At 47.8% G+C, this 23,865-nt stretch carries 27 protein-coding genes and 1 other RNA gene; 6 read left to right on the top strand and 22 right to left on the bottom strand.

Going from position 1 to position 23,865, the window contains the following annotated elements:
* Positions 1–64: 64 nt before the first annotated feature.
* The 3 genes from L3V45_RS15855 to csoR form a co-directional block, all read right to left on the bottom strand.
* Complete coding sequence (locus L3V45_RS15855; protein WP_236837083.1) at positions 65–2,494, bottom strand: heavy metal translocating P-type ATPase; 2,430 nt, start codon at positions 2,492–2,494, stop codon at positions 65–67.
* A gap of 83 nt (positions 2,495–2,577) precedes the next feature.
* Positions 2,578–2,784: a copper chaperone CopZ gene (gene copZ / locus L3V45_RS15860; protein WP_015240581.1), complete on the bottom strand. Its 207-nt coding sequence runs from the start codon at positions 2,782–2,784 to the stop codon at positions 2,578–2,580.
* Between the two features lie 75 nt (positions 2,785–2,859).
* A complete protein-coding gene (gene csoR, locus L3V45_RS15865) occupies positions 2,860–3,165 on the bottom strand; it encodes a copper-sensing transcriptional repressor CsoR (RefSeq protein ID WP_003151723.1) in 306 nt (101 codons plus the stop codon).
* A 138-nt stretch (positions 3,166–3,303) separates the two neighbouring features.
* Here csoR and L3V45_RS15870 point away from each other — a divergent pair, with 138 nt between their 5' ends.
* The gene (locus L3V45_RS15870; protein WP_014305817.1) at positions 3,304–4,344 is read left to right on the top strand and encodes an oxidoreductase; all 1,041 of its coding nucleotides are present in this window, start codon (positions 3,304–3,306) and stop codon (positions 4,342–4,344) included.
* Positions 4,345–4,388: 44 nt separating this feature from the next.
* Here L3V45_RS15870 and azoRB read toward each other — a convergent pair whose 3' ends face one another.
* Together azoRB and L3V45_RS15880 are read right to left on the bottom strand one after the other, a co-directional pair.
* Positions 4,389–5,024 (bottom strand): FMN-dependent NADH-azoreductase AzoRB, encoded by a 636-nt coding sequence (azoRB, locus tag L3V45_RS15875; protein WP_003151719.1) that lies wholly within the window; start codon positions 5,022–5,024, stop codon positions 4,389–4,391.
* 344 nt (positions 5,025–5,368) lie between these two features.
* A complete protein-coding gene (locus L3V45_RS15880; protein WP_014305818.1) occupies positions 5,369–6,220 on the bottom strand; it encodes a helix-turn-helix transcriptional regulator in 852 nt (283 codons plus the stop codon).
* Between the two features lie 102 nt (positions 6,221–6,322).
* Here L3V45_RS15880 and L3V45_RS15885 point away from each other — a divergent pair, with 102 nt between their 5' ends.
* The 3 genes from L3V45_RS15885 to L3V45_RS15895 are packed head-to-tail and all read left to right on the top strand — an operon-like array spanning position 6,323 to position 8,745.
* On the top strand, positions 6,323–7,540 hold the full coding sequence (locus L3V45_RS15885) for an MFS transporter (RefSeq protein WP_014305819.1): 1,218 nt from the start codon (positions 6,323–6,325) through the stop codon (positions 7,538–7,540).
* Positions 7,540–7,956 (top strand): carboxymuconolactone decarboxylase family protein, encoded by a 417-nt coding sequence (locus L3V45_RS15890; protein ID WP_014305820.1) that lies wholly within the window; start codon positions 7,540–7,542, stop codon positions 7,954–7,956. Before L3V45_RS15885 ends, L3V45_RS15890 begins: the two co-directional genes overlap by 1 nt.
* A 3-nt stretch (positions 7,957–7,959) precedes the next feature.
* A complete protein-coding gene (locus L3V45_RS15895; RefSeq protein ID WP_024085794.1) occupies positions 7,960–8,745 on the top strand; it encodes an amidohydrolase family protein in 786 nt (261 codons plus the stop codon).
* 169 nt (positions 8,746–8,914) lie between these two features.
* Here L3V45_RS15895 and L3V45_RS15900 read toward each other — a convergent pair whose 3' ends face one another.
* The 9 genes from L3V45_RS15900 to L3V45_RS15940 are packed head-to-tail and all read right to left on the bottom strand — an operon-like array spanning position 8,915 to position 15,973.
* Positions 8,915–10,243, bottom strand: a complete 1,329-nt coding sequence (locus L3V45_RS15900) for an LLM class flavin-dependent oxidoreductase (RefSeq protein WP_236837084.1) — start codon at positions 10,241–10,243, stop codon at positions 8,915–8,917.
* Positions 10,240–10,527, bottom strand: coding sequence for a glutaredoxin family protein (locus tag L3V45_RS15905; protein WP_024085796.1), 288 nt, complete (start codon positions 10,525–10,527; stop codon positions 10,240–10,242). The genes L3V45_RS15900 and L3V45_RS15905 overlap by 4 nt, the downstream gene beginning before the upstream one ends.
* A gap of 11 nt (positions 10,528–10,538) precedes the next feature.
* Positions 10,539–11,546 carry an LLM class flavin-dependent oxidoreductase gene (locus L3V45_RS15910; protein WP_007613783.1) on the bottom strand — a complete coding sequence of 336 codons (1,008 nt, stop codon included), beginning with the start codon at positions 11,544–11,546 and terminating at the stop codon, positions 10,539–10,541.
* Positions 11,543–12,322, bottom strand: a complete 780-nt coding sequence (locus L3V45_RS15915) for an amino acid ABC transporter ATP-binding protein (protein WP_003151711.1) — start codon at positions 12,320–12,322, stop codon at positions 11,543–11,545. The genes L3V45_RS15910 and L3V45_RS15915 overlap by 4 nt, the downstream gene beginning before the upstream one ends.
* On the bottom strand, positions 12,319–13,026 hold the full coding sequence (locus L3V45_RS15920; protein WP_015387708.1) for an amino acid ABC transporter permease: 708 nt from the start codon (positions 13,024–13,026) through the stop codon (positions 12,319–12,321). Before L3V45_RS15920 ends, L3V45_RS15915 begins: the two co-directional genes overlap by 4 nt.
* A 15-nt stretch (positions 13,027–13,041) precedes the next feature.
* Positions 13,042–13,764 (bottom strand): amino acid ABC transporter permease, encoded by a 723-nt coding sequence (locus L3V45_RS15925; RefSeq protein WP_032858843.1) that lies wholly within the window; start codon positions 13,762–13,764, stop codon positions 13,042–13,044.
* Between the two features lie 22 nt (positions 13,765–13,786).
* Positions 13,787–14,599 carry an amino acid ABC transporter substrate-binding protein gene (locus L3V45_RS15930; RefSeq protein ID WP_024085800.1) on the bottom strand — a complete coding sequence of 271 codons (813 nt, stop codon included), beginning with the start codon at positions 14,597–14,599 and terminating at the stop codon, positions 13,787–13,789.
* 25 nt (positions 14,600–14,624) lie between these two features.
* Positions 14,625–15,437, bottom strand: coding sequence for an amino acid ABC transporter substrate-binding protein (locus tag L3V45_RS15935; RefSeq protein ID WP_015387706.1), 813 nt, complete (start codon positions 15,435–15,437; stop codon positions 14,625–14,627).
* A complete protein-coding gene (locus L3V45_RS15940; RefSeq protein WP_003151702.1) occupies positions 15,434–15,973 on the bottom strand; it encodes a GNAT family N-acetyltransferase in 540 nt (179 codons plus the stop codon). The genes L3V45_RS15935 and L3V45_RS15940 overlap by 4 nt, the downstream gene beginning before the upstream one ends.
* A gap of 151 nt (positions 15,974–16,124) precedes the next feature.
* On the opposite strand from L3V45_RS15940, the gene L3V45_RS15945 reads away from it, so the two are divergent.
* Positions 16,125–17,015, top strand: coding sequence for a LysR family transcriptional regulator (locus L3V45_RS15945; protein WP_024085802.1), 891 nt, complete (start codon positions 16,125–16,127; stop codon positions 17,013–17,015).
* A gap of 42 nt (positions 17,016–17,057) precedes the next feature.
* Here the strand turns inward: L3V45_RS15945 and L3V45_RS15950 are convergent, their stop codons facing one another.
* The 8 genes from L3V45_RS15950 to L3V45_RS15985 form a co-directional block, all read right to left on the bottom strand.
* The gene (locus L3V45_RS15950; protein WP_060657540.1) at positions 17,058–17,852 is read right to left on the bottom strand and encodes an SDR family NAD(P)-dependent oxidoreductase; all 795 of its coding nucleotides are present in this window, start codon (positions 17,850–17,852) and stop codon (positions 17,058–17,060) included.
* Positions 17,853–17,966: 114 nt separating this feature from the next.
* The gene (locus L3V45_RS15955) at positions 17,967–18,272 is read right to left on the bottom strand and encodes a barstar family protein (protein ID WP_024085804.1); all 306 of its coding nucleotides are present in this window, start codon (positions 18,270–18,272) and stop codon (positions 17,967–17,969) included.
* Positions 18,273–18,346: 74 nt separating this feature from the next.
* Positions 18,347–18,709: a transfer-messenger RNA gene (gene ssrA / locus L3V45_RS15960) on the bottom strand.
* A gap of 168 nt (positions 18,710–18,877) precedes the next feature.
* A complete protein-coding gene (gene smpB / locus L3V45_RS15965; RefSeq protein ID WP_003151688.1) occupies positions 18,878–19,348 on the bottom strand; it encodes an SsrA-binding protein in 471 nt (156 codons plus the stop codon).
* A gap of 139 nt (positions 19,349–19,487) precedes the next feature.
* On the bottom strand, positions 19,488–21,821 hold the full coding sequence (gene rnr / locus L3V45_RS15970; RefSeq protein ID WP_003151684.1) for a ribonuclease R: 2,334 nt from the start codon (positions 21,819–21,821) through the stop codon (positions 19,488–19,490).
* Between the two features lie 18 nt (positions 21,822–21,839).
* On the bottom strand, positions 21,840–22,580 hold the full coding sequence (locus tag L3V45_RS15975; RefSeq protein WP_014305833.1) for an alpha/beta hydrolase: 741 nt from the start codon (positions 22,578–22,580) through the stop codon (positions 21,840–21,842).
* Positions 22,581–22,698: 118 nt separating this feature from the next.
* Positions 22,699–22,929, bottom strand: a complete 231-nt coding sequence (gene secG / locus L3V45_RS15980; protein ID WP_003151681.1) for a preprotein translocase subunit SecG — start codon at positions 22,927–22,929, stop codon at positions 22,699–22,701.
* A gap of 123 nt (positions 22,930–23,052) precedes the next feature.
* The gene (locus L3V45_RS15985) at positions 23,053–23,238 is read right to left on the bottom strand and encodes a helix-turn-helix domain-containing protein (RefSeq protein WP_087920807.1); all 186 of its coding nucleotides are present in this window, start codon (positions 23,236–23,238) and stop codon (positions 23,053–23,055) included.
* Between the two features lie 195 nt (positions 23,239–23,433).
* Between L3V45_RS15985 and L3V45_RS15990 the strand changes: the two genes are divergently transcribed.
* A complete protein-coding gene (locus tag L3V45_RS15990; protein WP_014418895.1) occupies positions 23,434–23,844 on the top strand; it encodes a transcriptional repressor RghR in 411 nt (136 codons plus the stop codon).
* Positions 23,845–23,865: the final 21 nt, after the last annotated feature.

Raw genomic sequence — 23,865 nt, forward strand, 5'->3', positions numbered from 1 at the left:
TATGTGTTTTCTCTATTATATGCAGGCTTTGAATAAAGTGTCAATAAAAAAGACAAAACCGGCATCAGCCGATTTTGTCTTTTTTCACCTTCTGTAAACGCAAAGCATTAAGCACGACCGATACCGAGCTGAACGCCATGGCGGCGCCTGCCACCCACGGAGCCAGAAAGCCGGCTGCCGCAATCGGAATGCCGATGCTGTTGTAGCCCAATGCCCATCCTAAATTCTGCTTGATGTTTCTCATGGTCAGCCTGCTCATGCCGATGGCGTCGGCAATGCCGTTCAGGTCTCCGCGGATCAGCGTAATGTCCGCTGCTTCCATTGCGATATCGGTGCCGGTGCCGATGGCCATTCCGATATCGGCCACAGCCAGCGCCGGAGCATCATTGATGCCGTCACCGACCATCGCCACGCGCCGGCCTTCTTTTTGCAGCCGGGAAATTTCCGCCGCCTTTTGTTCGGGAAGCACTTCGGCGATCACGCTGCCGATGCCCGCGGCTTTTGCAATGGCTTCCGCGGTCTTTTTGTTGTCACCGGTCATCATGATGACGTCAAGCCCCATATCATTCAGACGTTTCACCGCGGCCGGAGATGTTTCTTTAATGGTATCGGCGACTGCGATAAGCCCCGCCGCTTTGCCGTCTGCCGCAATAAGCATCACCGTTTTTCCTTCCGCCTCCAAGCGGGCCATTTGCGGAAGCAGCGCTTCATGTTCAATATGCTCTGATTCCATCAGCCGTCTTGATCCGGCTAGAATCGTTCTGCCGTCAGCCTCTGCATAGATTCCGGAACCGATCCGGGCTTGAAACCGGGTGAGTTTCGGGATGGAAATCCCCCGTTTTTCGGCTCCTGACACGATGGCTTCTCCGAGCGGGTGCTCTGATCCCGTTTCGGCGGCCGCCGCCAGCCGCAGGAGTTCCTCTTCGTTCATTCCCTCTGCCGGTACGGCATCTGTCAGAACCGGTCTGCCGTTTGTCACCGTTCCTGTTTTATCCAGTACGATGGTCGTCAGACGCTGGGTCTTTTCTAAATGCTCACCGCCTTTAAAGAGAATGCCGAATTCAGCTGCACGGCCGGAGCCCGCCATAATGCTCGTCGGAGTGGCGAGCCCCAGTGCGCACGGACAGGCAATGACAAGCACGGCGATGAATTTGCCGATCGCTTCAGAAAACTGTCCCGGCGCCGCCCATACATACCAAATGAGAAAAGTCAGCACGGCCAGCCCCAGCACAATCGGGACGAAAATGCCTGAAATGTGATCCGCGAGCCGCTGAATGGGGGCTTTTGATCCTTGGGCTTCTTCCACGATTTTAATAATGTGTGCAAGCGCGGTATCTTTCCCGACATTCACCGCTCTGATTTTGAGAAAGCCGTTTGCATTGATCGTCGCCCCTGTGACGGTGCTTCCGGGAGACTTATCGACAGGCATGCTCTCTCCCGTAATCATCGATTCATCAATCGCGGAATGGCCCTCAATCACTTCGCCATCGACAGGGACGCGTTCTCCCGGTTTCACGTATACGATGTCCCCCGTCCGAACCTCGTCAATCGGAATCACCTGTACTTTGCCGTCCCGCTCAACCGCCGCCGTCTTCGCCTGAAGCTTCATTAACTTTTTAATCGCTTCTGATGAGCGGCCTTTTGCTTTCATCTCTAAAAGCTTTCCAAGCAAAATTAAAGTCAGCAAAATGGCGCTCGTTTCATAATAAAGCCCCTCAGCATGTCCGTCTCGCCCGAGAGACGCAATCGTCATGTACAGGCTGTATGCGTAAGCGGCCGTCGTTCCGAGCGCAACGAGAACATCCATATTGGCGCTTTTGTTTCTCAGCGCCTTGTACGCTCCCGTATAAAAAGGCCAGCCGATGACGAGCTGCACCGGGGTGGCAAGCGCGAATTGCAGCCACGGATTCATCAGGATATCCGGCATCCAGATAAAAGAAGTAAAAGAAAAATGGCTGACCATCGACCATAGAAGCGGAAAGGAGAGAACGGCAGAAAATATGAGCCTGATCAGCTGCTTTCGCTGCTCTTTCTCCTTTTGGGATAATCCGCCGTCTCCATCAACCGCTTTCTTCCCGTCTAATCGGTAGCCGAGTTTTGCCACGGTCTCTTTCAGCTCTTTCGGTGTCACCTCTTTCGGATTGTATTCAACGGTGACTGTTTCCAGGGCGAAATTCACCGGTGCGCTCACAACGCCCTCTGTTTTGTTCAGGCGCTTTTCAATCCGGTTGGCGCAAGCGGCGCACGTCATGCCTTCAATCTGAAAATCGGCTTTTTCCGTCACGACGTGATAGCCGAGTTTTTCAATTTTATCCTTTATGGCGCCAGCTTCGATTTTGTCAGGCTGATAGGAAATATTTGAGGTCTCAAGCGCAAGATTGACGGAAGCGTCATTGACGCCGTCCATCCGTTTCAGCCCTTTTTCAATTCTTGAAGCGCAGGCGGCGCATGTCATGCCCCCCACTTGAATGGTCATTTCTTTCGGTTCACTCAATGTCCTCATCTCTCTTCATAAACCCCACGGGGGTATAATTATGATAAAAGAAAACCGCGCCCGTTCCCGCAGCGCGATAAACCTTATACGACGTCATACCCTTGATCTTCAATCGCGTCTTTTATATCTGATACGGAGACTTTGTTCTCATCAAACGTCACATCCACCTGTCCGGCTTCCAATTTCACCTGAACCGCCGTCACTCCGTTCAGTTCTCCCACTCCGGTCTCTACTGCTTTTACGCAGTGCTGACAGGACATGCCTTCCACTTGCAGTGTTTTTTGTTCCATGATGATTCCCTCCACGTCTTGTTTTTTCTTCTTCATGTTACCATACCCCTGTAGGGTATTTCAAAACATTTTATTTTACGATTTTGCGATTTTTTTCACAACGTCAAGCAGCTCGGCAATCGCCTGCTCCCCGTTTCCGCTCTCAATGGCGCCGGCTACGCAGTGATGGGCGTGATCTTCCAGCAGATGAAACGCGACTTTCTGCATGGCCGCCTGCACGGCTGAAATCTGCACGAGAATATCCACGCAGTATCGTTCGTTATCCACCATATTCTGAATGCCCCTGACTTGGCCTTCAATCCGTTTCAGCCGGTTCAGGATCTGGTCTTTTTCTTTGGCGCTTTTATGATTTAACGATTGATGCTCGGTATGTTTGTCCATTTTCCACCTCGGTTTTTTTCTTCGTTATCTTCATTATACAGACTTGAAAATCCGGTGTAAAAAATTTTCAACACACAAGTTTTACCAGTACACCCGCGGGGTATATAATGTTATCACATATCAAGAGGGGGAAATTCATTGAAAACGATACAGGTTGGCATATTGGGATATGGTTTGTCGGGTAAAGTCTTTCATGCGCCGCTTTTGGACGTCCTTGATGATTATCAGATCAAAAAAGTCATGACGTCCAGAACGGAGGAGGTCAAACGTGATCTGCCGGGGGCTGAAGCCGTGCGCGCGATTGAAGACATTACCGGTGATCCTGACATTGACCTCGTCATCGTCACGACACCGAGCGGAATGCATTATGAATCAGCGATGAAATGTCTCCTGGCGGGAAAACACACCGTCGTGGAAAAACCGATGACGGCGACTTCAGCAGAAGCGGAGGAACTGAGAAGAACGGCTGAAAATAAAGGCGTCTTACTGAGCGTGTACCACAACCGGCGCTGGGACAATGACTTTTTAACGATACAAAAGCTGATTCGGGACGGGGCGCTTCAAGACATTCATACATATCAAGTCAACTACGATCTGTACAATCCGGTTGTCCAAGAAAGATGGCGCGAAAAAAGCGGACCCGCCACGGGAACGCTGTATGATCTCGGTTCACATATTATTGACCAGACACTCCTGCTTTTCGGAATGCCGGAATCCGTCACAGCACATGTGATGAAACAGCGGGACAACAGTGAAACCGTCGATTATTTTCTGGCCGCGCTCCATTACGGCAAACTTCAGGTCATTCTTCAATCCGGCTCTATGAATGCGGCAAACGGCCCGCGCTATCAGATTCACGGACGGAATGCAAGCTTTATCAAATACGGAAAGGACGGACAGGAAGAGGCGCTTTCAGCCGGCCAAAAGCCGATTGACGACAGCTGGGGCGCCGATGACCCTGACAACTTCGGAGAGCTGACAATCGCAGCGGATGAAAAAAGGCATACAGAAACAATCCCCTCTGAGAACGGCTCTTACCTTACGTACTACAAACTGCTGGCGGACAGCATCTTAAACGGAAAACCGCTTCCCGTTACGGCAAAAGAAGGCATCGATGTCATCCGTGTCATTGAAGCGGCGATGAAAAGCAGCGAGCAAAAACGGACGATTGCCCTTTAATATAAAAAAACTCCCTGCCGACGGCGGGGAGGTTTTTTTTAAGATCAGAATGATTTTCCGGCTTCTTTCGCGCGGGCAATCGCATCTTCTTTAATTTGCTGTGCTTTATTCGGTTCAGCATTATGGCCTTCAACGATTAAACCGTCAAAAGAAGGAACGCCGAAGAAGTTCATCATGATGCCGATGTAACGGTGGCCCATTTCCATGTCAGCCGCCGGGCCTTCAGAGTAATAGCCTCCGCGCGCCTGAATGTGGAGCGCTTTTTTGTCAGTCAACAGGCCGATCGGGCCTTGCTCTGTATATTTGAATGATTTTCCGGCTACAGCCACAGAATCAAGGTACGCTTTCATAACAGGCGGGAATGAGAAGTTCCAAAGCGGTGTGACGAATACGTATTTGTCAGCTGACGCGAATTGATCGCTCAGCTCGTTCAGACGGCCGACTTTCGCTTTTTCGTTTTCAGAAAGCTCTTCAAATCCTGTGCCGGATTGAAGTTTTCCCCAGCCGCTGAATACATCCGCGTCGATATGAGGAATGTTCTCTTTGTAAAGGTCGATATGTACAACCTCATCATTCGGGTTTGATTCTTTATAAGAATCGATAAACGCTTTTCCTGTCGCCATGCTGTAAGATGTCTTTTCATCATGAGGATGAGCAGTGATATAAAGTACTTTTGCCATTGTAAACAGCCCTTTCGTTTTCAAATTACACACACATTTATTATGAAATATGAATGTTTTTTTATACTGATCAGTTCTGTAATAATTATAGTTACAAAAAATTCTTTTCGCAACAATAATATCTCGAAATCAGTATATTTTTTAAAAAAGGCTGTAAGAAGTGCCTCCAGCAAATCGAAAAAAACCCGAGTTAAGCAAATTTCGACAAAGAAAAGACCGATCTTGACCACCTTAAGGCTAAATCGGCTGTTTCATTTCAGATAATGTATTCGTGCAAAATGTTCCTGCTCTTATATTAGAGACAAACGATTTCCGCTTAATACGTTCGTATTTATCACACTCTTTTATTGCAGGTCTGCTTGCCAGTTTAACAAACGCTTCATTTTCTGTTCTGTTTCACCTTCTTGGCGAGGTTGGTAAATGGTTAATTTTAGTTCAGGCGCATCGTACACCTGAAGAGTAATATGGTCCATAATCATTTCTCCAACTAAAGGGTGCAGAAGTGTTTTTTTGCCGCAAGGAGTCCCTAGAACTTCATGCTTAGGCCACCAATTACGAAACTCAGGGCTCTTATTGGTAAGTTCTTTAATGATATCTTTAAACCACTCATCACCGACAAAACGTGTATAGGCTAAACGAAATTGAGCAATCAAGCGTTGCGCATGATCTTCCCAATTAAGAAAGAGCTCTCGGTATTCTTTAGACGTAAAGCAACGCCGGACTGCATTACGATCTCGATCATTCATTTTATCAAAATCACCAAAAACCACCGCAGCAGCTTTATTCCAGCTTACTATGTTCAATTTTTCGTCGGTTACATAGGTAGGGCAGTATTCTAATTGACTCAATACATTTTTCAGGACGCTATTTACACTTTCAACGAGCGGTCTTCCCGCCTTAGATAGCAATGGCTGATTCGCTAATAAAAATAGATGCTCTTTTTCCTCTTCATTTAACCTGAATACACGCGAAATAGCCTCCAATACGTCTGAAGATACCTGTATATCACGCCCTTGCTCTAACCATGTATACCAAGTTATTCCTATCCCTGCCAGCTGAGCTGCTTCTTCTCGGCGCAGTCCTTCTGTTTTTCTGCGCGGCCCAATCGGTAAACCAAAGTCTTGAGGAGATAATCGCGCCCGTCGTGTTTTTAAGAAATCCCCTAGTTCTTTCCTTCTTTCTTTGTCACTTAACATGAACTTCTCCCCTTATAAGTAGTAGTTTTAATAATAGGATAAACACACTCCTATTCCCATTATAAACCTTCATCTATTCTAATAAATGAAGGAGGTGAGTTTATGGTTTTCAAAAATAGGGCTGAACCTTTTCCGAAAGGATTAGTTCTTCTCATGGCTGCAGCATGCGGTTTTACAGTAGCTAATGTCTATTTAAATCAAACGCTCTTAGTCAGTATGGCAAATACTTTTCACGTTTCTGAAAACTATATAGGAATTGTAGCAACTTTAACTCAAGTGGGATATGCATTGGGAAATCTTCTATTGGTACCATTAGGTGACATTTTTGAACGAAGAAAATTGATCCTAAGTTTATTATCAATTGTATGTATGATTTTAGCCGCAACAGCTTTATCAATGAATGTAACGTGGCTGATTGCAGCAAACTTAATTCTTGGATTTGTTACCATAGTCCCTCAAATTATTGTTCCTCTTGCTGCTAATTTAGCTTCAGAAGAGAACAGAGGAAAAGTGTTAGGGAATGTTGCCATTGGCTTAGTGTGCGGGATTTTAGGCGCTCGATTTATCAGCGGCTTTGCAGATTCCCATTTTGGATGGAGATCAATGTATTGGGCTTCTTTTGCCGGCACAATGATAATGATCATTTTAATGGCAATGTATCTCCCAAAAAGCAAAGGAAATCATGCAATGCAGTATAAAACATTACTTGCATCTTTAGGCACGTTATTTAAAAAGGAAAAAGTGTTGCAAAAAGCTTGTCTTAGTCAAGGAATGATGTTTGGTTCCTTTAGTGCCTTCTGGACAACTCTTATTTTTTTATTAAATACTTCTCCGTATTCTTATGGGAGCACCGCGGCAGGTTTAATAGGTTTAGTGGGAATAGCTGGAGCCTTTGCAACTCCCATGATTGGCCGGGTGATCGATAAAAAAGGATCAAAATTTGCTAATACCTTATGTATGTTTATTTCTTTAATCGCTTTTCTAATCTTCATATTCTTAGGATTTTGGTTACCAGGATTAATTCTTGGCGCACTATTAGTAACAGTTGGCACGCAAGCAAATCAAGTTGCTTGTCAAGCTGCTATCTTTCAACTATCTCCTGAAAAGAGAAGCAGATTAAATGGTTTATACATGGTATCTACATTCTTAGGCGGATCTTTAGGGTCATATCTAGGTGTACTTGCTTGGAGCAAATGGCATTGGTATGGAGTATGTACAGTTGGGATACTCATGATAGGTATTGCTTTTAGTTCCTTATTTAGCTTGCCTAAAAAAAGAACAGTAAAAAATAGAGAGTTCGAGAAAGGAAGTCATATCTAATGTCTGAAAATAAAGAAAACTTTAAAAAAGGATTGGAAGTATTATCAAAAATAGATCCGGACAACTACCTGAATATCGTGAACAGTTTTAAAGATTCAGCAGCACCTGACTTGGGAACTTTGGCTGTGGAATTTAATTACGGTCAAATTTTTTCCAGACCGGGATTAGATTTAAAATCCCGCCTTCTTGCAGCAGTTGCTGGTCTGACTGCTTTAGGAAATACGGAACAATTAAAGTTTTATATTAACGGAGCTTTAAATGTCGGATGGACCGAAGAAGAAATTATGGAAGCTATGATGCAAATGTTAATTTATGCAGGCTTTCCTGTCGCATTAAATACCATTTTAACAATAGCTAACGAAGTATTTTCTAAAAGACGAAATCAGCTGTCAGCCAATTTATTGGAAGGAGAGTAAAAAATGATTATTGATAGTCATGCCCACGTAGTTCTACCTGTAGAAAAACACATTGAAATGATGGATTCAAGCGGGATAGATAAAACTATTTTATTCTCTACGCTTGTTCATCCAGAAAAAAGTGAAAGCTACGATGAATTTATTCAGGAAATGGATGTACTGAATCAGATTTTAAATAACGAGATAAATCCCCTAGAAGCACGATCAAAAGCTCTAGAAGAATTAAGGGATGCTATCGCAAAATATCCTGACCGTTTTATTGGATTTGGATCAGTTCCCCTTTTAAGTTCCTACGGGGAACTGCGCGATTGGATGGATAATATTGTAAAAGATTACAAAATGAAGGGACTTGGAGAATTCACTCTGGGTTCAGGCCAAATTAAAATGCTTGAGCCTGTATTCCAGGCAGCTAGTGATTATAATTCCTTTCCGATTTGGGTGCATACATTCCATCCACTCAATTTAAATGATATTCGGGAATTGTTCGCTTTAACTCGAAAATATCCTACTGTCCCTGTAATCTTTGGCCATTTGGGAGGGATACATTGGCTGCAAGTTATTGCATTAACAAAAGAAACAAAAAACGCCTACCTGGATATCTCTGCATTTTATACAACCTATGCATTATCTTTGGCCATAAAAGAACTCCCAGAGAAAACTTTATTTAGTTCTGATTTTCCATATGGTGATCCATTCCTAAATAAGCTGGCAGTTGAACGCCATGCTTCAAGTGAAGAAGTCGTACAACGAGTACTGGGCGGGAACATTGCTAATCTCTTAAATATTTAACTTATTTTTATAACAATTTCAGAGGGAATATAAGTTTGAAGGATTGCATTCAACAGGTTTTCATTCCTTCTTTTAAATAGTAAAGAGCCGATTTACTCTAAACGGGGTAAATTTCGGCTCTTTTCTTATTAATGACGGGAATGGCAAGCAGCAGAAAAAGCAGAAACATTTAGTTTCTGCTCAAAATCGGATTTGGTTTGCAGATCGGAATATCCAACCCGAGATTCCCCCGCAGTGTTTCCGCCGGATAGCTTTTTCGGTACAGCCCCTTTTTCTGAAGGATCGGTATGACTTGATCCACAAAGGCTTCAAGCATGCCCGGGATGTCAGAGTGAATGATAAACCCGTCCGCCGCTTCCCGCTGAAACCATGTTTCAATTAATGATGCCACACGTTCCGGTGTCCCGATAAAGTTGGTTCGCGGAAACGCGGCTTCGCGCGCCACTTGACGCAGCGTAAGATTCCTGGCTTTGGCCTCTCTTTTGATACGGTCTGTCGTGCTTTGAAACGCGTTTTTCCCGACGTCACCCAAATCAGGAAACGGCTCATCCAGCGTAAAACGGCTCAAATCATAATCGTCAAAAAATCTGGCCACATATTTAACGGCGTTCTCTATCGGTATCAGCTCGGCGAATTCCTGATATTTCGCTTCCGCTTCTTCTAGTGAACCGGCTATAATCGGACTGATTCCCGGAAAGATCCGCAGCTTGGAAGCGTCGCGGCCGTAATCCGCCGTCCGCTTCTTCACATCATCATAAAAAGCCTTCGTTTCCTCAAGTGAATTGGAGTGCGTAAAGACTGCATCGGCATTACGCGCGGCAAACGACCGGCCGGTCTCTGAAGACCCCGCTTGGAAAACGACCGGCTCTCCCTGTTTGGACCGGCCGATATTCAGCGGGCCCTCCACTTGAAAATACTCGCCTTTATGATACAGGCGATGCAGTTTGTCAGGATCAAAAAACTGCCCGGTTTCTTTGTTGCGGACGAAGGCATCTTCTTCCCAGGAATTCCACAGACCGCGCACCACGTCCACATGTTCCTGAGCGATGTCGTAGCGCCGGCTGTGGTCGGGAAGGCTTTCTTTGCTGTGATTGCGCGCGGCTCCCGCCTGCGGAGAGGTGACGAGATTCCAGCCCGCCCGGCCGCCGCTGATATGGTCAAGAGACATCAGCTGTCTTGCGATGGTAAACGGCTCAGTGAACGAGGTGGAAAATGTGCCGATTAAACCAAGATGGGTTGTAGAGGCGGCAAGCGCCGATAAAATAGTGATCGGCTCAAACCGATTTAAGAAATGCGGGATGGACTTTTCAGAAATGAACAAGCCGTCCGCAATAAAAGCAAAGCTGAACAGCCCTCTTTCAGCAGTCTGCGCTTTTTGCCTGTAAAACGCCGCATTCGTGCTTGCTGTCGGATCGGCGTCGGGATGACGCCAGCCGTCCGTTGTGCCGCCGACACCGTGAATCATGGCTCCGAATTGAATTAGATCCGTCCGGCTCATTTTCTCTCCCCCTTTTTCCCCTCGTAATCGGCAAGCGCCCGTTCTACATGATCAATGCCGACTTGAGTAACGGCCTGATACACACGGCTGTCACCGCTGCCGATTTCAACGACGGGGACATGACGGATGCCGTACTTCGTCTGCAGCACGTCACGCAATTCGTCCCGCTCTGTCACATCAATTGTTTCGTATGCAACGGCTTTTTCCCGCAAAAATCCTTTCACTTCATCGCAATAGGAGCAGCCCTGTTTGCTCCAGACCACTACGTTTACTTCATGACTCATGTTCATCCCTCCTATAATTGTGGAGCCGGCTGCACCGCTTCGCTTAACAGCCGGTAAGACAATCGTTTTTCCTCAGCGTTTTTGATAGGCGACAAAATCACAAAATCGGTAATGCTGTATTGAACGGATAATCGTCTCAGCTCGGCGGCGGTCTCTTCTTTTGTCCCGGCAATCACACCCGTCTTTTGTGTGATCAGCTTATATGGCTGCGTGACTTGTTCCAGAAACGCTTCCGCTTGTTCCCGGGAACCGACATTCACCTTTTTGCCGTCTTCGAGAATGATTTTGACCGACTCACGCGATACGACGTGTTTTTCCGCTTCTGCTTTTGTATGCGCGGTAAATACCATCGGCGCAAGGTGAAATTCCGCCTTCGATCCTTTCGGCAGATGCTCGTCAAAGGCGTGGCGCGCTTTTTCTAACGCAGCCTCTTCACCGTTTATGAAATAGGCGAAAACGAAGGAAATGCCGAGTTTGGCCGCGGATATCGCGCTTTCCGCGCTGCCGCCGAGCAAAAAGATGTCAGGCGCATACTCAGTATGCGGCATCGGCCGCAATGACGCGTAGCGGTGCGAGTCCGGAAAATCATTTCGGATGAAATGAGTCAGCTCCTCAAGTTTTTCTTCAAACAAACGGGCGGGCTGGATAAGCTCCCGCTGCAGCGCATCGGTTGACAGCTGAAATCCGCCGGGCGCTTTGCCGACACCGAGCGCCACACGGCCGGGAGCAAGGGCGGACAGAACCCGGAACTGCTCCGCCACTTTATAAGGACTGTAATGCTGCAGCATCACCCCGCCGGATGCGAGACGGATTTTTTTCGTGCTTGCGGCAAGATACCCCAGAACAATTTCCGGCGCTGATCCCGCTATCTCTTCATTGTTATGATGCTCCGCCGCCCAGAAACGGTCATATCCGTATTGTTCGGCCTCCTGAGCCAATTTCACCGTTTGCCGCAAGGCTTCTTCTGCGGTTTGGTTTTCCGCGGTGACACTTTGATCTAAAATGCTTAAACGAATCATACGACAGGCTCCTTTATGCGCTCTTTTATGTCATAACCGTAATCAGGCAGCACGCGGCGGAGGAACTTCTTCGTTCTTTCTTTTTTCGTCTTGTGAAAAACTTCCTCAGGCGTTCCTTGTTCCACGATTGCTCCTTCATCCATAAACACAATTCGGTCGGACACTCTTCTGGCGAATTCCATCTCATGTGTGACAATGATCATGGTGGCGCCGGTCCGCACAATGTTAAGCATCACCTCGAGCACCTCGCCGACAAGCTCCGGATCGAGGGCTGCGGTCGGTTCATCAAACAGCATCACATCAGGATGAATGGCAAGCGCCCTGGCAATTCCGACCCGCTGCTTTTGTCCTCCCGACAGTTGATTCGGATAGGCGTGTAATTTATCCTGAAGCCCCACCTTGGCCAGTTCCCGCTCGGCAATGGCGTACGCATCTGATTTTTTCATTTTCCTTGCGACCGTCAGGCCTTCCATGACATTTTGAATCGCCGTTTTATGCGAAAACAAATGATATTGCTGAAAAACCATCGCCGTCTGTTTCCTCAGTCTGAGAATGTCTTTTTTGGCAGGCTTTTTGCAGTTAATGACTTCACCGTGCAGTGAAATGGCCCCCTCATCCGGCCGCTCAAGCAAATTAAGGCAGCGCAGAAAAGTGGTTTTCCCGGAACCGCTCGGACCGATGATGGTCACGACTTCTCCTTTCCGGACACTTAAATTGATCCCCTTTAGCACGTGATGACTGCCAAAATATTTCTGAATGTTTCGGATTTCGATCATAATGCGCCTCCTTGATATCTGGCCGCTCTTTTTTCCGCCAGACTGTTTACAGCTTCGAGAATCAGCGTTAATCCCCAATAAATCACGGCCGCCCCGATAAATGCTTCCAGAAACGCATAGTTATCGGATGCCGCAATCGTCGCCGTTCCTGTAATTTCAGGCACTGCAACAATTGCCGCGATGGAAGTGGTATGCAAAAAGCCGATGCCTATATTGGTGAAGTTCGGCAGCGATATCATGAACGCCTGCGGCAGAATTACGCGCCGAATCATCTGGCCCCGCGTCAGACCGATTGAATATGCCGCCTCCGCCTGCCCCGTATCGACGGCCATGATCCCGGATCGGAGAATTTCCGTCATATAAGCGCCTGCCGTTAATGACAGTGCCATGATGACAAACACGGCGACCGGAATCTGATTGGCTGACCAGCCGAGATGAAACGCGCGGCTGAATTGATCGGCAATCAGCGGAACCCCTAAATAAATCAGCATAATATGGAGAATCGCCGGGGTGCTGCGGAAAAAAGACACGTAAAACGCTGAGCAGGCCAGCAGCCATTTGATGCGGAATATACGCACCGTGATATTGCCGAGAGCTATGAAAAATCCGGCAATAATCGGAATGATCGTCATCGCCAATGTAAGCGGAACGGTTTTCAACATTTGTTTTATCGCAGTGCCGATAAACGGAATGTCCAGCTCCACTGTTCTCCCTCCTTTTCAGCCGTGCGCACTCATGTCAAAAACCGTCACAAGGCGCGTCTCATCTTTCTTGATTCGTTTTTCGGCCCATCTGAAGACACATTCAAATAAAAGGGCGGCCGCGTAATACAGAACAGACAGCGAGATATACACTTCAAGAGAATGATTGCTCGATGTAATTAAGGTCTGTCCTCTGCCCGACATATCCATCACGCCGATCGAAAAAGCGAGTGATGTATCTTTTAAGAAACCGATCACCATATTCCCGATGTTGGGAAAGGCCTGCACGAGCGCCTGCGGCAGAATGATGCGCCGGAATGTCTGCCCCCCGTTCAGCCCGATGCTGAACGCCGCCTCCGCCTGCCCGCGGCCGACGCTGTTCACACCTCCCCTGATGATTTCGGCCGCTCTTGCTGCGCTGCTCAGCGCGTACGTGGCGATGGCCGCATACAAAGGGTCCATTTTAGAGGTATCAATTCCGGCGAGCGCCGTGAGCGCCGGAATGCCGTAAAATACAATGAACAGCTGCACCATGATAGGCGTTCCTCTGAAAAAAGAGATATACAGCTTCGCAAACTGATTCAAAACGGGAATGCGATAGATGCGGGGCAGCGCCAAAAGCAGCCCCAATAGAAAGCCGAACAGCAAAGACACCGCCAATATATACAGCGTGACGGGCAAATACCCGAGCAATGTCGGCACAAAGGACACGATCATACTGATATCAAACGCTTTTTCCATTGCCGGTCCCTCTCTTTTTCACTTAATATTGCTCCTTTGAATAATCCGCGCCGAGCCACTTTTCACTCAGCTTTTTAAGCGTGCCGTCATCAATGATTTCCTTGAGCGCTTTATCAATGTCATCGCTCAGCGTTTGTTCATTTTTGTTAAACATAAAGAACACTTTGGCATTTGACAGCACCCCGCCGACCGTTTTTTCTTTGATCGCGCTCGTTTTGTTTTGAAAATCGACAGCAAACGGCGTTGAAATCGTTGCATCGGCGCGGCCGGATTTCAGCTGATTGGCCGCATCGTTTGAACCTTGGCCGGCATAGGCGATTTCAAACGGACTGCCGTGTTTTTCATTCCATTTTTTCAGCACAAGCGCGCCGTTTGACGTCGGACTTGTAATGACCCGCTTTCCTTTCAAGTCATTAATGCCGTGAATGTCCCCATTATCTTGGAGCACCGTGATTTTCAGCGGGAAGTTGTTATACGCGACTTGATTGAACAGAAATTTTTTCTCCCGTTCGGCGCTTTTCTCCATTTGATGAGCCACGATATCGACTTTATGCTGGCCGAGGCTGACAAGCAGGTTGGAGAAATCCATCGTTTTAAAGGTGAATCGATAGTCCGGCAGGCGCCTGTCAAGCTCTTTCACCAGTTCAACGTCGTAGCCCGTCAATTTGCCTTTATCATCAATAAAGCAAATATTCGGAAACTGAGTCCCCGTGCCGACCGTAATGTTCTTCACGTTTTTCTGATTGCCTGATGCCGCCTCCCCTCCCGCGCCGCAGGCTGATAACGCCGCCGTTGCCGCAATTGTTAATGACATGACCGCCAGTCTTATTTTCATGTGATCGCCCCGTTTTCTGCTTCAATTATTTCGTGAAACTTGATTTTGAATAATCCGCGCCGAGCCATTTTTCACTCAGCCTTTTCAATGTGCCGTCCTTCTCAAGCTTTTGAATCGCCCGGTCCGTATCGTCCGCCAGGGTTTGGCTGTTTTTATTGAACATAAAATACACCTCGGTATCGAGCAGCACATCACCGACCGTCTTTTGTTTGAACGCGTGCGTCTTATTTTGAAAATCGACGGCAAACGGCGTGGATACGGTGGCGTCAGCGCGTCCTGTCTCAATTTGGTTCGCTGTATCATTGCCGCCCTGCCCGGCGTATTTCAAATGTATCGGGCTGCCGTGGGTTTTGTTGTATGCCGTCATATAATCCGCCGCGTTTGACGTCGCGCCGACGATGACGGTTTTCCCTTTTAAATCCCGGAGCGTGCGTACCGCGTCATTATCCGCCTTCACCGTGATGTACATCGGCGAGTAGTTATACGGGATTTTGTGATACAAAAAGCGTTTCTCCCGTTCCTTGTTTTTCGCCATATTGTGCGCGATCACGTCAATTTTCCGGTTTCCGAGACTTGTAAGCAGATTCGAAAAATCCATCGTCTTAAAGACAAATTTGTATTGCGGCAGCTGTTCATCAATGGCTTTCATCACTTCAATGTCATAGCCGGTCAGCTCGCCTTTTTCATCCATAAAAGCAATGTTCGGAAAATCAGTTCCCGTGCCGACGATGACGGTCTGCACGCCGCTCCCCGCTTTCGTGCTTGCTCCTTGCCCGCACCCGGCCAGCACGCCGAGCAGCAGAAGCAGACAGCCGGCTCTGATCCGTTTTTTGATCATTGCGCCCAGCTCGGTGTGCCTAACAGCGACGCGTCAAACCGCTCCGGTATGAGCACCTTTCTCATCATGACTCCGATGTCTCCGTCTTTCTCCTGCTCAAAATACACTTCATATCCCCTCCGTCTGTACATATCTACAAGCCAGGGATGCTTGCGCGCCGAAGTGCCGAGCGTGATGGCAGGGGCCTTCAGCGTATCCCGCAGCACATGTTCCTCCACATAAGTCAAAAGTTTGCTGCCGATGCCCTGCCCCTTCAGCTCAGGAAGCGTCGCAAACCACCAGACAAACGGATATTTTGACGGAGGCGTGTCACTCTCCCACGGAAAACGGATCGTAATGGTTGAAAGAAGCCGTCCGTCCCGTTCGAGCACGACGGCTGAATGATTTTCAATATTTTCCGTTACCATATCGATGTCGGCCCGCGCCGACGGCCAGTCAATCTCCAAATTGCGGATCGGCTGAAACGCGCTGTACAGCAGCTCTAAAAACTCCGGCGCATCCTTTTTCTCAGCCAATCGAAATATGTCTTCACTCATTCCGGTCACTCTCCCCGCAAAAATATATAATTCCAATTTGTTTACTAAGCTTTGATTGTTTATACTATAAAGCAAACTGATTTGTTTGACTAATCAAAAAAAGTAAAGGAAAGGTTCAAGAAAATTAATGAACAGCCGGGAGGGGATTTCGTTGGAACTACGAACCATTAAAACGTTTCATACCATCGTACAGTCAGGCAGCTTTTATAAGGCCGCAGAAATTCTGAACTACTCACAGCCGACGATTTCAATGCGGATTAAACAGCTGGAACAGGATGTAGGCGCGCAGCTGTTTGAACGGGGAAAGAAGCTGAAGCTGACAAGGGCGGGGCGGCTGTTTCATGAGCGGGCCGGGCAGCTTCTCGCGCAATACGAGGTGCTTGACCATACTCTGGCCGATATCAGACAGGGCCAGGCCGGCCTTATTCAGATCGGCATATCCGAACCGACGGCAAGTCTGATCTTCCCTGCCGTGCTGCGGGGTTTCTTAAATGATTATCCGGACATGTCGGTCAATGTCAGCGTGGATGATGCCAATACATGCAGCCGCAAACTGCTGGAGGGCGCCATTGATTTTGCGGTATGCGGCGAGCCGGAGCTGATTCTGGAAAATTATTTCGATCCGTTTTTCCATGACTCGCTCAATGTCATCGTGTCAGACAGACATCCCCTTGCCGCCAAAGCAAGCGTTAATCTCGAAGATTTAGAAAATGAATGCCTGATTTTTACGCCCGCCAATTGCCCGATCCGGATTCAAATTGAACAGCACCTGCAGCGGGCCATCGGGAGCCGCTATCGAAAAATGGAGCTGACCAGCAGCATGGCTCATCAATACTATGTCAGGGAAAATATCGGCGTCTCAATCTTTACGGCGACGGCGCATTCAGAGCCGATCGAGGGCACGAAGGTCATTCCGATCCATAACTTAACAATTTCACCGCCTGTCGGGCTTTTGACAAACCAAAAAGAAGAGCACTTTGACTGTGCAACAAAAGATTTAATCAGCAGGATCATCGGCCGGTTTCAGCGTGATCCGCATTAAAAAAACCCCCGCCACTTTGCGGGGGGGTTTTTTATGTTCATCTTATATAATACTCCGCACCAAGCCGCCGTCGACCCGCAATGCAGATCCGTTAATGGCAGACGACAGCGGGCTGCTTAAAAAGGCGACAAAGTGGGCGATCTCTTCCGGACGGATCAAACGCTGAATGATCGACGTCGGACGATTCTCCTTCATAAATCGTCTCTCCGCCTCCGCCGCGGTCAGGTTTTCACCGGGATAAAGCGACTCAAGCATTGTTTCGACGCCCTCTGTTTTCGTGGAGCCGGGCATGACCGTATTCACCGTCACATTCGTCCCTTCCGTGAGCTCGGCCAGGCTGCGTGACAGCGACAGCTGCGTTGTTTTCGTAGCGCTGTAATGAGCCATTTCCTGAGAAGGCATGACGGCCGCTTCACTCGCGATAAAAATCACCCGTCCTTCCTTCCGCTCAATCATCCGCTTTGCATACCGGCGTGTCAGCCGCACGCCACTCATGATGTTCACCTCGAAAAACCGGAGCCACTCTTCGTCAGGAATATCAAAGTATTCCGCAGGTTCAAAGATTCCTAAATTGTTGACGAGAATATCCACATCCGGATATTGCTGAAAAATCGCGCCGCACCCTTCCGCCGTGCCTAAATCAAATGCGGCCGGATAGAGACGGGCATCCGGCGTCTGTTTCTCTAGTTCCCGGATCGTTTCGTTTACCTTTTCTTCACGGCGGCCGTTAATGATCACGGCCGCACCTTCTGCAATCAGCGAAGCCGCAATCGCTTTCCCGATGCCTGACGTAGATCCCGTCACAAGCGCCGTCTTCCCTTTCAACTGCAAGTCCATCATCCATTCCTCCCTATCATAAGTCTCTTCTTATATATGGACAGAAATCGAAAGCCTGAAACCTTCCGTCCCTATTATCGGATAGAAAAATGGATGAGGGGAAGTACGCACTTTTTAGTGCCTGTCCGTTGTCCCGGCTGACGGCTGATCAATTTGAATGAAAAATTCACCATCTAATTCTGCCTGAGCCTCTTGAAACAGCTCCAAGACATCATCAGCATCCGAACCCAATTCCTTCTGACTGATCTCAAAATTCTTCCACACCAAAGTCAGCGGAAGTTCGATCCAGCCTGTCAGACAATCCCATAAGGCGTTCAGATTTTCACCATAAAAGTCCGGGAAATCTAATTGATCTTTTAAGATTCGGTGTAAAGCTTCTGTGCTTGTAACATCTTTTCCGTCTATGATGACGATTTCCATTTACATTCACTCCTTTTTTTCGGCATGAAAAAACCGCAGTGCGTCATGTGACGGCACTGCGGTTCCTCTGTTATGTATGGAGACGGTGGGAGTCGAACCCACGTCCAGAAACATCGATTACTTAAGCGTCTACGAGCGTAGCCTGCATATTTCGTGTTTCACTCGTCTTCATGCCTGCGGGCGGGCCTTCCGAGAGCTAGTCTGTCAGTCTCTTCTTACGTTCTCAGACGGGAACGCAAGCGTAGCCTACTTGGATGTGCTCTTCACGGACACATAGGCAATGTCAGGAAGAGCTCGCTGCGTTTATTAGGCAGCTAGTGCTAAGTTTTGGTTAAAACTTTTAGTTTTGCCAGTTATATTTAGGTGCGTGTTAACGAGATCGCCTCTCGGCTCGCAGCTCAAGCTCGATCCATCCCTGTCGAATCCGTAACGTCCCCTTGTTAAGGGTATACGGGAGATCTATCAAGCTCTAGCTCAACTGGCTGTACTGTTATTATACCATGATCACAGGCAAATTCAATTGGGAATATCTTCAACAAACAGCCTGTGAATCTGATGTGTGAACAGTATAGCACAGGGTATATCATCACATCAAGGCTCAGGCATCAGAAGCCTTTTTGTCTGTCTCTGAACGCTCTTTCGATTTCTCTTTTGGCGTCTTTTCGTTTTAAATCTTCACGTTTATCGTATGTTTTCTTCCCTTTTCCGAGGCCGATTAACACTTTGGCGAAGCCGTTTTTCAAGTACAGCTTCAGCGGCACGAGGGAATAGCCTTTCTCTTTCGTCAGGCCGATCAGCTTATTGATTTCTTTCCGGTGCATCAAAAGCTTTCTCGTCCGGAGCGGGTCGTGGTTATAGCGGTTTCCCTGCTCGTACGGGCTGATGTGCATGTTGTGGAGGAACACTTCGCCGCGCTCGATTTTCGCAAAGGAATCCTTCATGTTTACGCGGCCGGCGCGGATGGACTTAATCTCCGTTCCCTGCAGCACGATGCCTGTTTCATAGGTTTCTTCTATAAAGTAATCATGGTTTGCTTTTTTGTTTTGCGATAATACTTTGCCTGATCCTTTTGGCATGCCTTATCCTCCTCTCTCCGCAAAAACCGTTCATGTGTGCGATACGCTTTATTTTAGCAAATGGAGCGTTCCGCGACAATGAAAATGCGGCTTGCGAAAGAAAGCAAACAGAGCATTATGCCCTATTTGCTTTTCGCATTTACTTCTTCTTTTTGCGTTTTTGTTTCGGCGCGTTTTGGAAGCCGCGTTTTTTCTTTTTCTTCTTCGGTTTTGTAAACCATTCCCCTTTTTCCTCCGATTTCGGCGGTGAAGCCGGGGTATTGCTGTTTAACACGCGTTTCCGCGCCGGTCTGCCTCGTTTTCTGCGGTCGCCTGTTGTTTCTCTCGGACGGCGGGTGCCTTTCATGCCGACAATTTCAAAGTCGATGTTTCTCTCATCTTTATTGACGTCGACGACTTTGACCGTGATTTCGTCTCCGATGCGGTAAACGTTGCCCGTGCGTTCACCGATCATGGCGAAATGCTGCTCGTCAAAACGGTAATAATCATCCGTCATAAAGCTGACGTGCACAAGCCCTTCAATCGTATTCGGCAGCTCGACGAACATTCCGAAATTCGTGACGGAACTGATCATGCCGTCAAATTCCTCGCCGATTTTATCAAGCATATATTCCGCTTTTTTCAGATCGTCCGTTTCCCGCTCGGCATCAACGGCGCGCCGTTCCATCGTTGACGTATGGTCAGCGATTTCCGGAAGGCGTTCGGCCCACTTTTCCTGAGTTGCTTCGTCCGATTGTCCGTTGATCAAATACGTTCTGATCAGCCTGTGAACGATTAAGTCAGGATATCGGCGGATCGGCGATGTGAAGTGCGTATAAAATTCAGTCGCCAGCCCGAAATGGCCCAGGCTTTGCGGGTCGTATTTCGCCTGCTTCATGGAACGGAGCATGACGGTTGAAATCACCGTTTCTTCTGGACGGTCCCGCACTTCATCAAGAATGCTTTGCAGCGCGCGCGGATGAATGTCTCCGGCTTTCCCCTTGACGATATAACCGAATGTCGTCACGAACTCCAGGAACTTTTGCAGTTTTTCGGCGTTCGGCTCTTCGTGAATCCGGTAAATAAACGGCACGTTCATCCAATGGAAGTGCTCGGCCACCGTTTCGTTTGCGACAAGCATGAATTCTTCGATCAGCTTTTCCGCTACTGAGCGCTCTCTGATGACGACGTCTTTTACGGCGCCTTCCTCATCGACGAGCACCTTCGCCTCTTTGAAATCAAAATCCACGGCGCCGCGGTCCATCCGTTTCGCCCGGAGAATTTCCGCCAGACGTTCCATGTCTTTAAACATCGGGACGAGCGGCTCATATCTTTCTTTCAGCTCGGCGTCGTCTTCTGTGAGGATCCGGTTGACATCTGAATAGGTCATTCTTTCCGTCGTTTTGATGACGCTTTGGAAGATCTCGTGCTCCGTCACCTGTCCCTGCTGGTTGATTGTCATTTCACAGGAAAGCGTCAGCCGGTCGACCTTCGGATTTAACGAACAGATTCCGTTAGACAGTCTGTGCGGGATCATCGGAATGACCCGGTCAACCAAGTACACGCTTGTCCCTCTTTCCAGCGCTTCTTTGTCAATCGGGGAATTCTCCGTAACGTAATGGCTGACGTCGGCAATATGAACGCCGAGCTTGTAGCTGCCGTTATCAAGCTTTGTCACGGTGACGGCGTCATCCAGATCCTTCGCATCGGCGCCGTCAATGGTGACAATGACCTGATCGCGGAGATCACGGCGGTCTTTGATGTCTTTTTCATCGATGGTATCGGGCGTGCTTGTTGCCTGCTCCATCGCTTCAGCCGGAAAATCTCCCGGCAGGCCGTGCTTATGGATGATGGATAAAATATCGATGCCCGGATCATTTTTATGGCCGAGTATTTCAACGATTTCCCCTTCGGCGTTCATTCTGCCTTCAGGATAGCTTGTCAGTTTGACGACGACTTTATGGCCTTCCGCAGCGCCGTTATTGGCATGTTTCGGAATAAAAATATCACTCGTGATTTTCTTATCATCCGGGATGACAAAGCCGAAGCTTTTCGTTTCTGTGTATGTGCCCACGACGCGGTCGATGCTTCTTTCCAGGATGCGGATGACCGTGCCTTCCTGTCTCGATCCGCTTGACTGGGAATTGAGCCGCACCATGACGATATCGCCGTTCATGGCCGTATTCAGCTCGTTCGGCGGAATAAACACGTCGCTTAAAGAGGTATCCTCCGGCAGCAGAAACGCGAAGCCCTTCGCATGCGCGGAAATTTTTCCTTTTACTAAATTCATTTTTTCCGGAAGCCCGTAGCGGTTGCTTCTGGTGCGGACGATCTGTCCCGTCTCCTCGAGCGCCACCAGCGCTTTTACCAGCTCTTTAAATTCATCGGCTTCCTTGATGTTCAGCATCTCCTCGAGTTCCTGAATGGTAAGGGGCTTGTACGCCTCTTCCTTCATAAACGCGAGAAGACGGTCCATAAACGCTTCTTTTTCCATTATTCGACCTCCTGTTTGTTACCAATCGAGTTTCTCTAAAAATTCGTACACATCCTGATGAACGAGGTCCCGTTCTTTATCGAGTGTAATGACATGTCCTGATTCTTCATACCATTTCAGCTGTTTGTCGTCCGTTTCCACCTCGTTGAAAATGATGTTCGCACTTTCTGTATTAATCATATGGTCATGCCGTGCCTGAACCACAAATGTCGGGGAATAGATCATGTCGACGTTTTTGCGCACATCGGCAATCAGCTCCTGGAGCGATTTGAGCGTATTCATCGGCGTTTTTTCAAACTCCTTCATTTCCTTTTCAATCTGCTCCGGCTGTTTTCCTTCGAATTTTTTATAATTGCGCGCGTAGGAGAGAACTCCTTCGTACATAACCTCTTCACTTTTAATGTGCATCGGCGCACACATAGGAACAATTCCCTTTATGGGTACAGTGTAACCCAATTTCAATGAAAAAACCCCGCCAAGCGACAGTCCGCACGCCGCAATGTTTTCATAGCCTTCAGACCGTAAATACTCATAACCGTCCATGACGTCTTTCCACCAATCTTCAGGTCCCGTATGTACCAGCTCTTCCGGCGGAACGCCGTGCCCTTTATATTGAGGCGCGTGACAAGTGTAGCCGCGCTCATTCAAGTAGCGGCCGAGCATTCTGACGTCTGCCGTATTTCCCGTAAATCCGTGCAGCAGAAGCACCGCTTTGTCTCCGCCTTTAAATGTAAATGGTTTTGGTGTCACAATTTTCATGCTCATAACCCCTTTTTTGCACATTCAATTTAGTTTTCCACAGTTTTGCGAGAAACAAACGCCGTCTCTCAACAAGAAAAAGGCCTGATATTAAATCAGACCTTATACAAACATTGCCTTATACGATATACGCTAGCGAAATCGTCAACACGAAAAACAAGACTGCCAGCACAACGGTTGTGCGGTGAAGAATCAGATCAAGGCCCCTTGCTTTCTGTTTTCCGAAAAGCTGCTCCGCCCCGCCTGAAATTGCACCCGATAAACCGGCGCTTTTGCTGGTTTGAAGCAATACGACAATAATAAGTGCAATACTGACGATAACCAATAAGGTAATCAATAATGTGTGCATCCCATACACCTCCAGACTGACTGGCCTACATTGCTTCTATTTTACATGAAAAACAAAGGCATGTCACGCCGTATCGGTGCACATCATGTCAGAAAAACGGAAATGCGTTTGAATCTTCCATCATCATTGACTTTTGTCAACAAAGTCGTAGTAAAAAAGATCTTCAAATTTCATGTCAAAGTAATAGAGCATTTTTCCGATGACCAGCTGGCCCGGCCTTCGCTCTCCATTCAGTACACGGCTCAGTGTGGCGGGAGATATTCCGATCTCCAGGGCGAGCTGGTTTAACGAGTAGTCATTATTGACCATATACTGCAGCACATAATCTCTTCTGATCTGTATCTTTTCGACCACTTTCTTCACCTTCCGTTCTGTCAAATACTTTCTTTCTTATACATAAGATACGGCTTTTGTTAACTTTTGTCAATACTTTTCCAGCCTGGCTATTCCCTTTAGTCAATAAACATACTAGAATATAAATAGACCGCGGGAGGGGGAGAGACTGTGGAAAGCTTCGGGAAACAATTGCGGACATTACGGGAAAAAAGGCATCTGACAGTGAATCAGCTGGCAACGTATTCAGGCGTCAGCGCCGCGGGAATCTCGCGGATTGAAAACGGCAAACGCGGAGTGCCGAAACCTGCAACCATTAAAAAGCTCGCAGATGCGTTAAAAATCCCGTATGAGGAACTGATGCAGACGGCGGGATACATAGAGACCGTCCAGGAAACGAGAGCCCCGTACGACACGGGCTGCACCTTGCTGGAAAAAGCCGAAACGTATGAGCTGCATGATTTATCCCTTTTGGAGCGGGAGAACTGGCGGCACCTGTCGAAAGAAGACTTGGTTCTGCTTGATAAATACTTTGCGTTCTTAGCGGCGGAAGCCAAAAAAAGAACAAATGAAGACTCATGACTTTGCACATGTGAGGCGATC

Origin of the sequence: Bacillus sp. R45, assembly GCF_021729365.1 — a bacterium.
GTDB lineage: Bacteria > Bacillota > Bacilli > Bacillales > Bacillaceae > Bacillus > Bacillus velezensis.

Excerpts from the sequence above, each read along its gene's own strand:
- azoRB (WP_003151719.1), bottom strand. The coding sequence starts at position 5,024 with ATGGCAAAAGTACTTTATATCACTGCTCATCCTCATGATGAAAAGACA.
- smpB (WP_003151688.1), bottom strand. The coding sequence starts at position 19,348 with ATGCCAAAAGGATCAGGCAAAGTATTATCGCAAAACAAAAAAGCAAAC.
- L3V45_RS15900 (WP_236837084.1), bottom strand. The coding sequence starts at position 10,243 with ATGAGCCGGACGGATCTAATTCAATTCGGAGCCATGATTCACGGTGTC.
- L3V45_RS15955 (WP_024085804.1), bottom strand. The coding sequence starts at position 18,272 with ATGGAAATCGTCATCATAGACGGAAAAGATGTTACAAGCACAGAAGCT.
- L3V45_RS15895 (WP_024085794.1), top strand. The coding sequence starts at position 7,960 with ATGATTATTGATAGTCATGCCCACGTAGTTCTACCTGTAGAAAAACAC.
- L3V45_RS15930 (WP_024085800.1), bottom strand. The coding sequence starts at position 14,599 with ATGAAAATAAGACTGGCGGTCATGTCATTAACAATTGCGGCAACGGCG.
- rnr (WP_003151684.1), bottom strand. The coding sequence starts at position 21,821 with ATGGAAAAAGAAGCGTTTATGGACCGTCTTCTCGCGTTTATGAAGGAA.
- L3V45_RS15910 (WP_007613783.1), bottom strand. The coding sequence starts at position 11,546 with ATGATTCGTTTAAGCATTTTAGATCAAAGTGTCACCGCGGAAAACCAA.
- secG (WP_003151681.1), bottom strand. The coding sequence starts at position 22,929 with ATGCACACATTATTGATTACCTTATTGGTTATCGTCAGTATTGCACTT.
- L3V45_RS15885 (WP_014305819.1), top strand. The coding sequence starts at position 6,323 with ATGGTTTTCAAAAATAGGGCTGAACCTTTTCCGAAAGGATTAGTTCTT.
- L3V45_RS15915 (WP_003151711.1), bottom strand. The coding sequence starts at position 12,322 with ATGATCGAAATCCGAAACATTCAGAAATATTTTGGCAGTCATCACGTG.
- L3V45_RS15975 (WP_014305833.1), bottom strand. The coding sequence starts at position 22,580 with ATGAAAATTGTGACACCAAAACCATTTACATTTAAAGGCGGAGACAAA.
- L3V45_RS15925 (WP_032858843.1), bottom strand. The coding sequence starts at position 13,764 with ATGGAAAAAGCGTTTGATATCAGTATGATCGTGTCCTTTGTGCCGACA.
- L3V45_RS15940 (WP_003151702.1), bottom strand. The coding sequence starts at position 15,973 with ATGAGTGAAGACATATTTCGATTGGCTGAGAAAAAGGATGCGCCGGAG.
- L3V45_RS15890 (WP_014305820.1), top strand. The coding sequence starts at position 7,540 with ATGTCTGAAAATAAAGAAAACTTTAAAAAAGGATTGGAAGTATTATCA.
- L3V45_RS15935 (WP_015387706.1), bottom strand. The coding sequence starts at position 15,437 with ATGATCAAAAAACGGATCAGAGCCGGCTGTCTGCTTCTGCTGCTCGGC.
- L3V45_RS15985 (WP_087920807.1), bottom strand. The coding sequence starts at position 23,238 with ATGGTCAATAATGACTACTCGTTAAACCAGCTCGCCCTGGAGATCGGA.
- copZ (WP_015240581.1), bottom strand. The coding sequence starts at position 2,784 with ATGGAACAAAAAACACTGCAAGTGGAAGGCATGTCCTGTCAGCACTGC.
- csoR (WP_003151723.1), bottom strand. The coding sequence starts at position 3,165 with ATGGACAAACATACCGAGCATCAATCGTTAAATCATAAAAGCGCCAAA.
- L3V45_RS15950 (WP_060657540.1), bottom strand. The coding sequence starts at position 17,852 with ATGGACTTGCAGTTGAAAGGGAAGACGGCGCTTGTGACGGGATCTACG.
- L3V45_RS15880 (WP_014305818.1), bottom strand. The coding sequence starts at position 6,220 with ATGTTAAGTGACAAAGAAAGAAGGAAAGAACTAGGGGATTTCTTAAAA.
- L3V45_RS15905 (WP_024085796.1), bottom strand. The coding sequence starts at position 10,527 with ATGAGTCATGAAGTAAACGTAGTGGTCTGGAGCAAACAGGGCTGCTCC.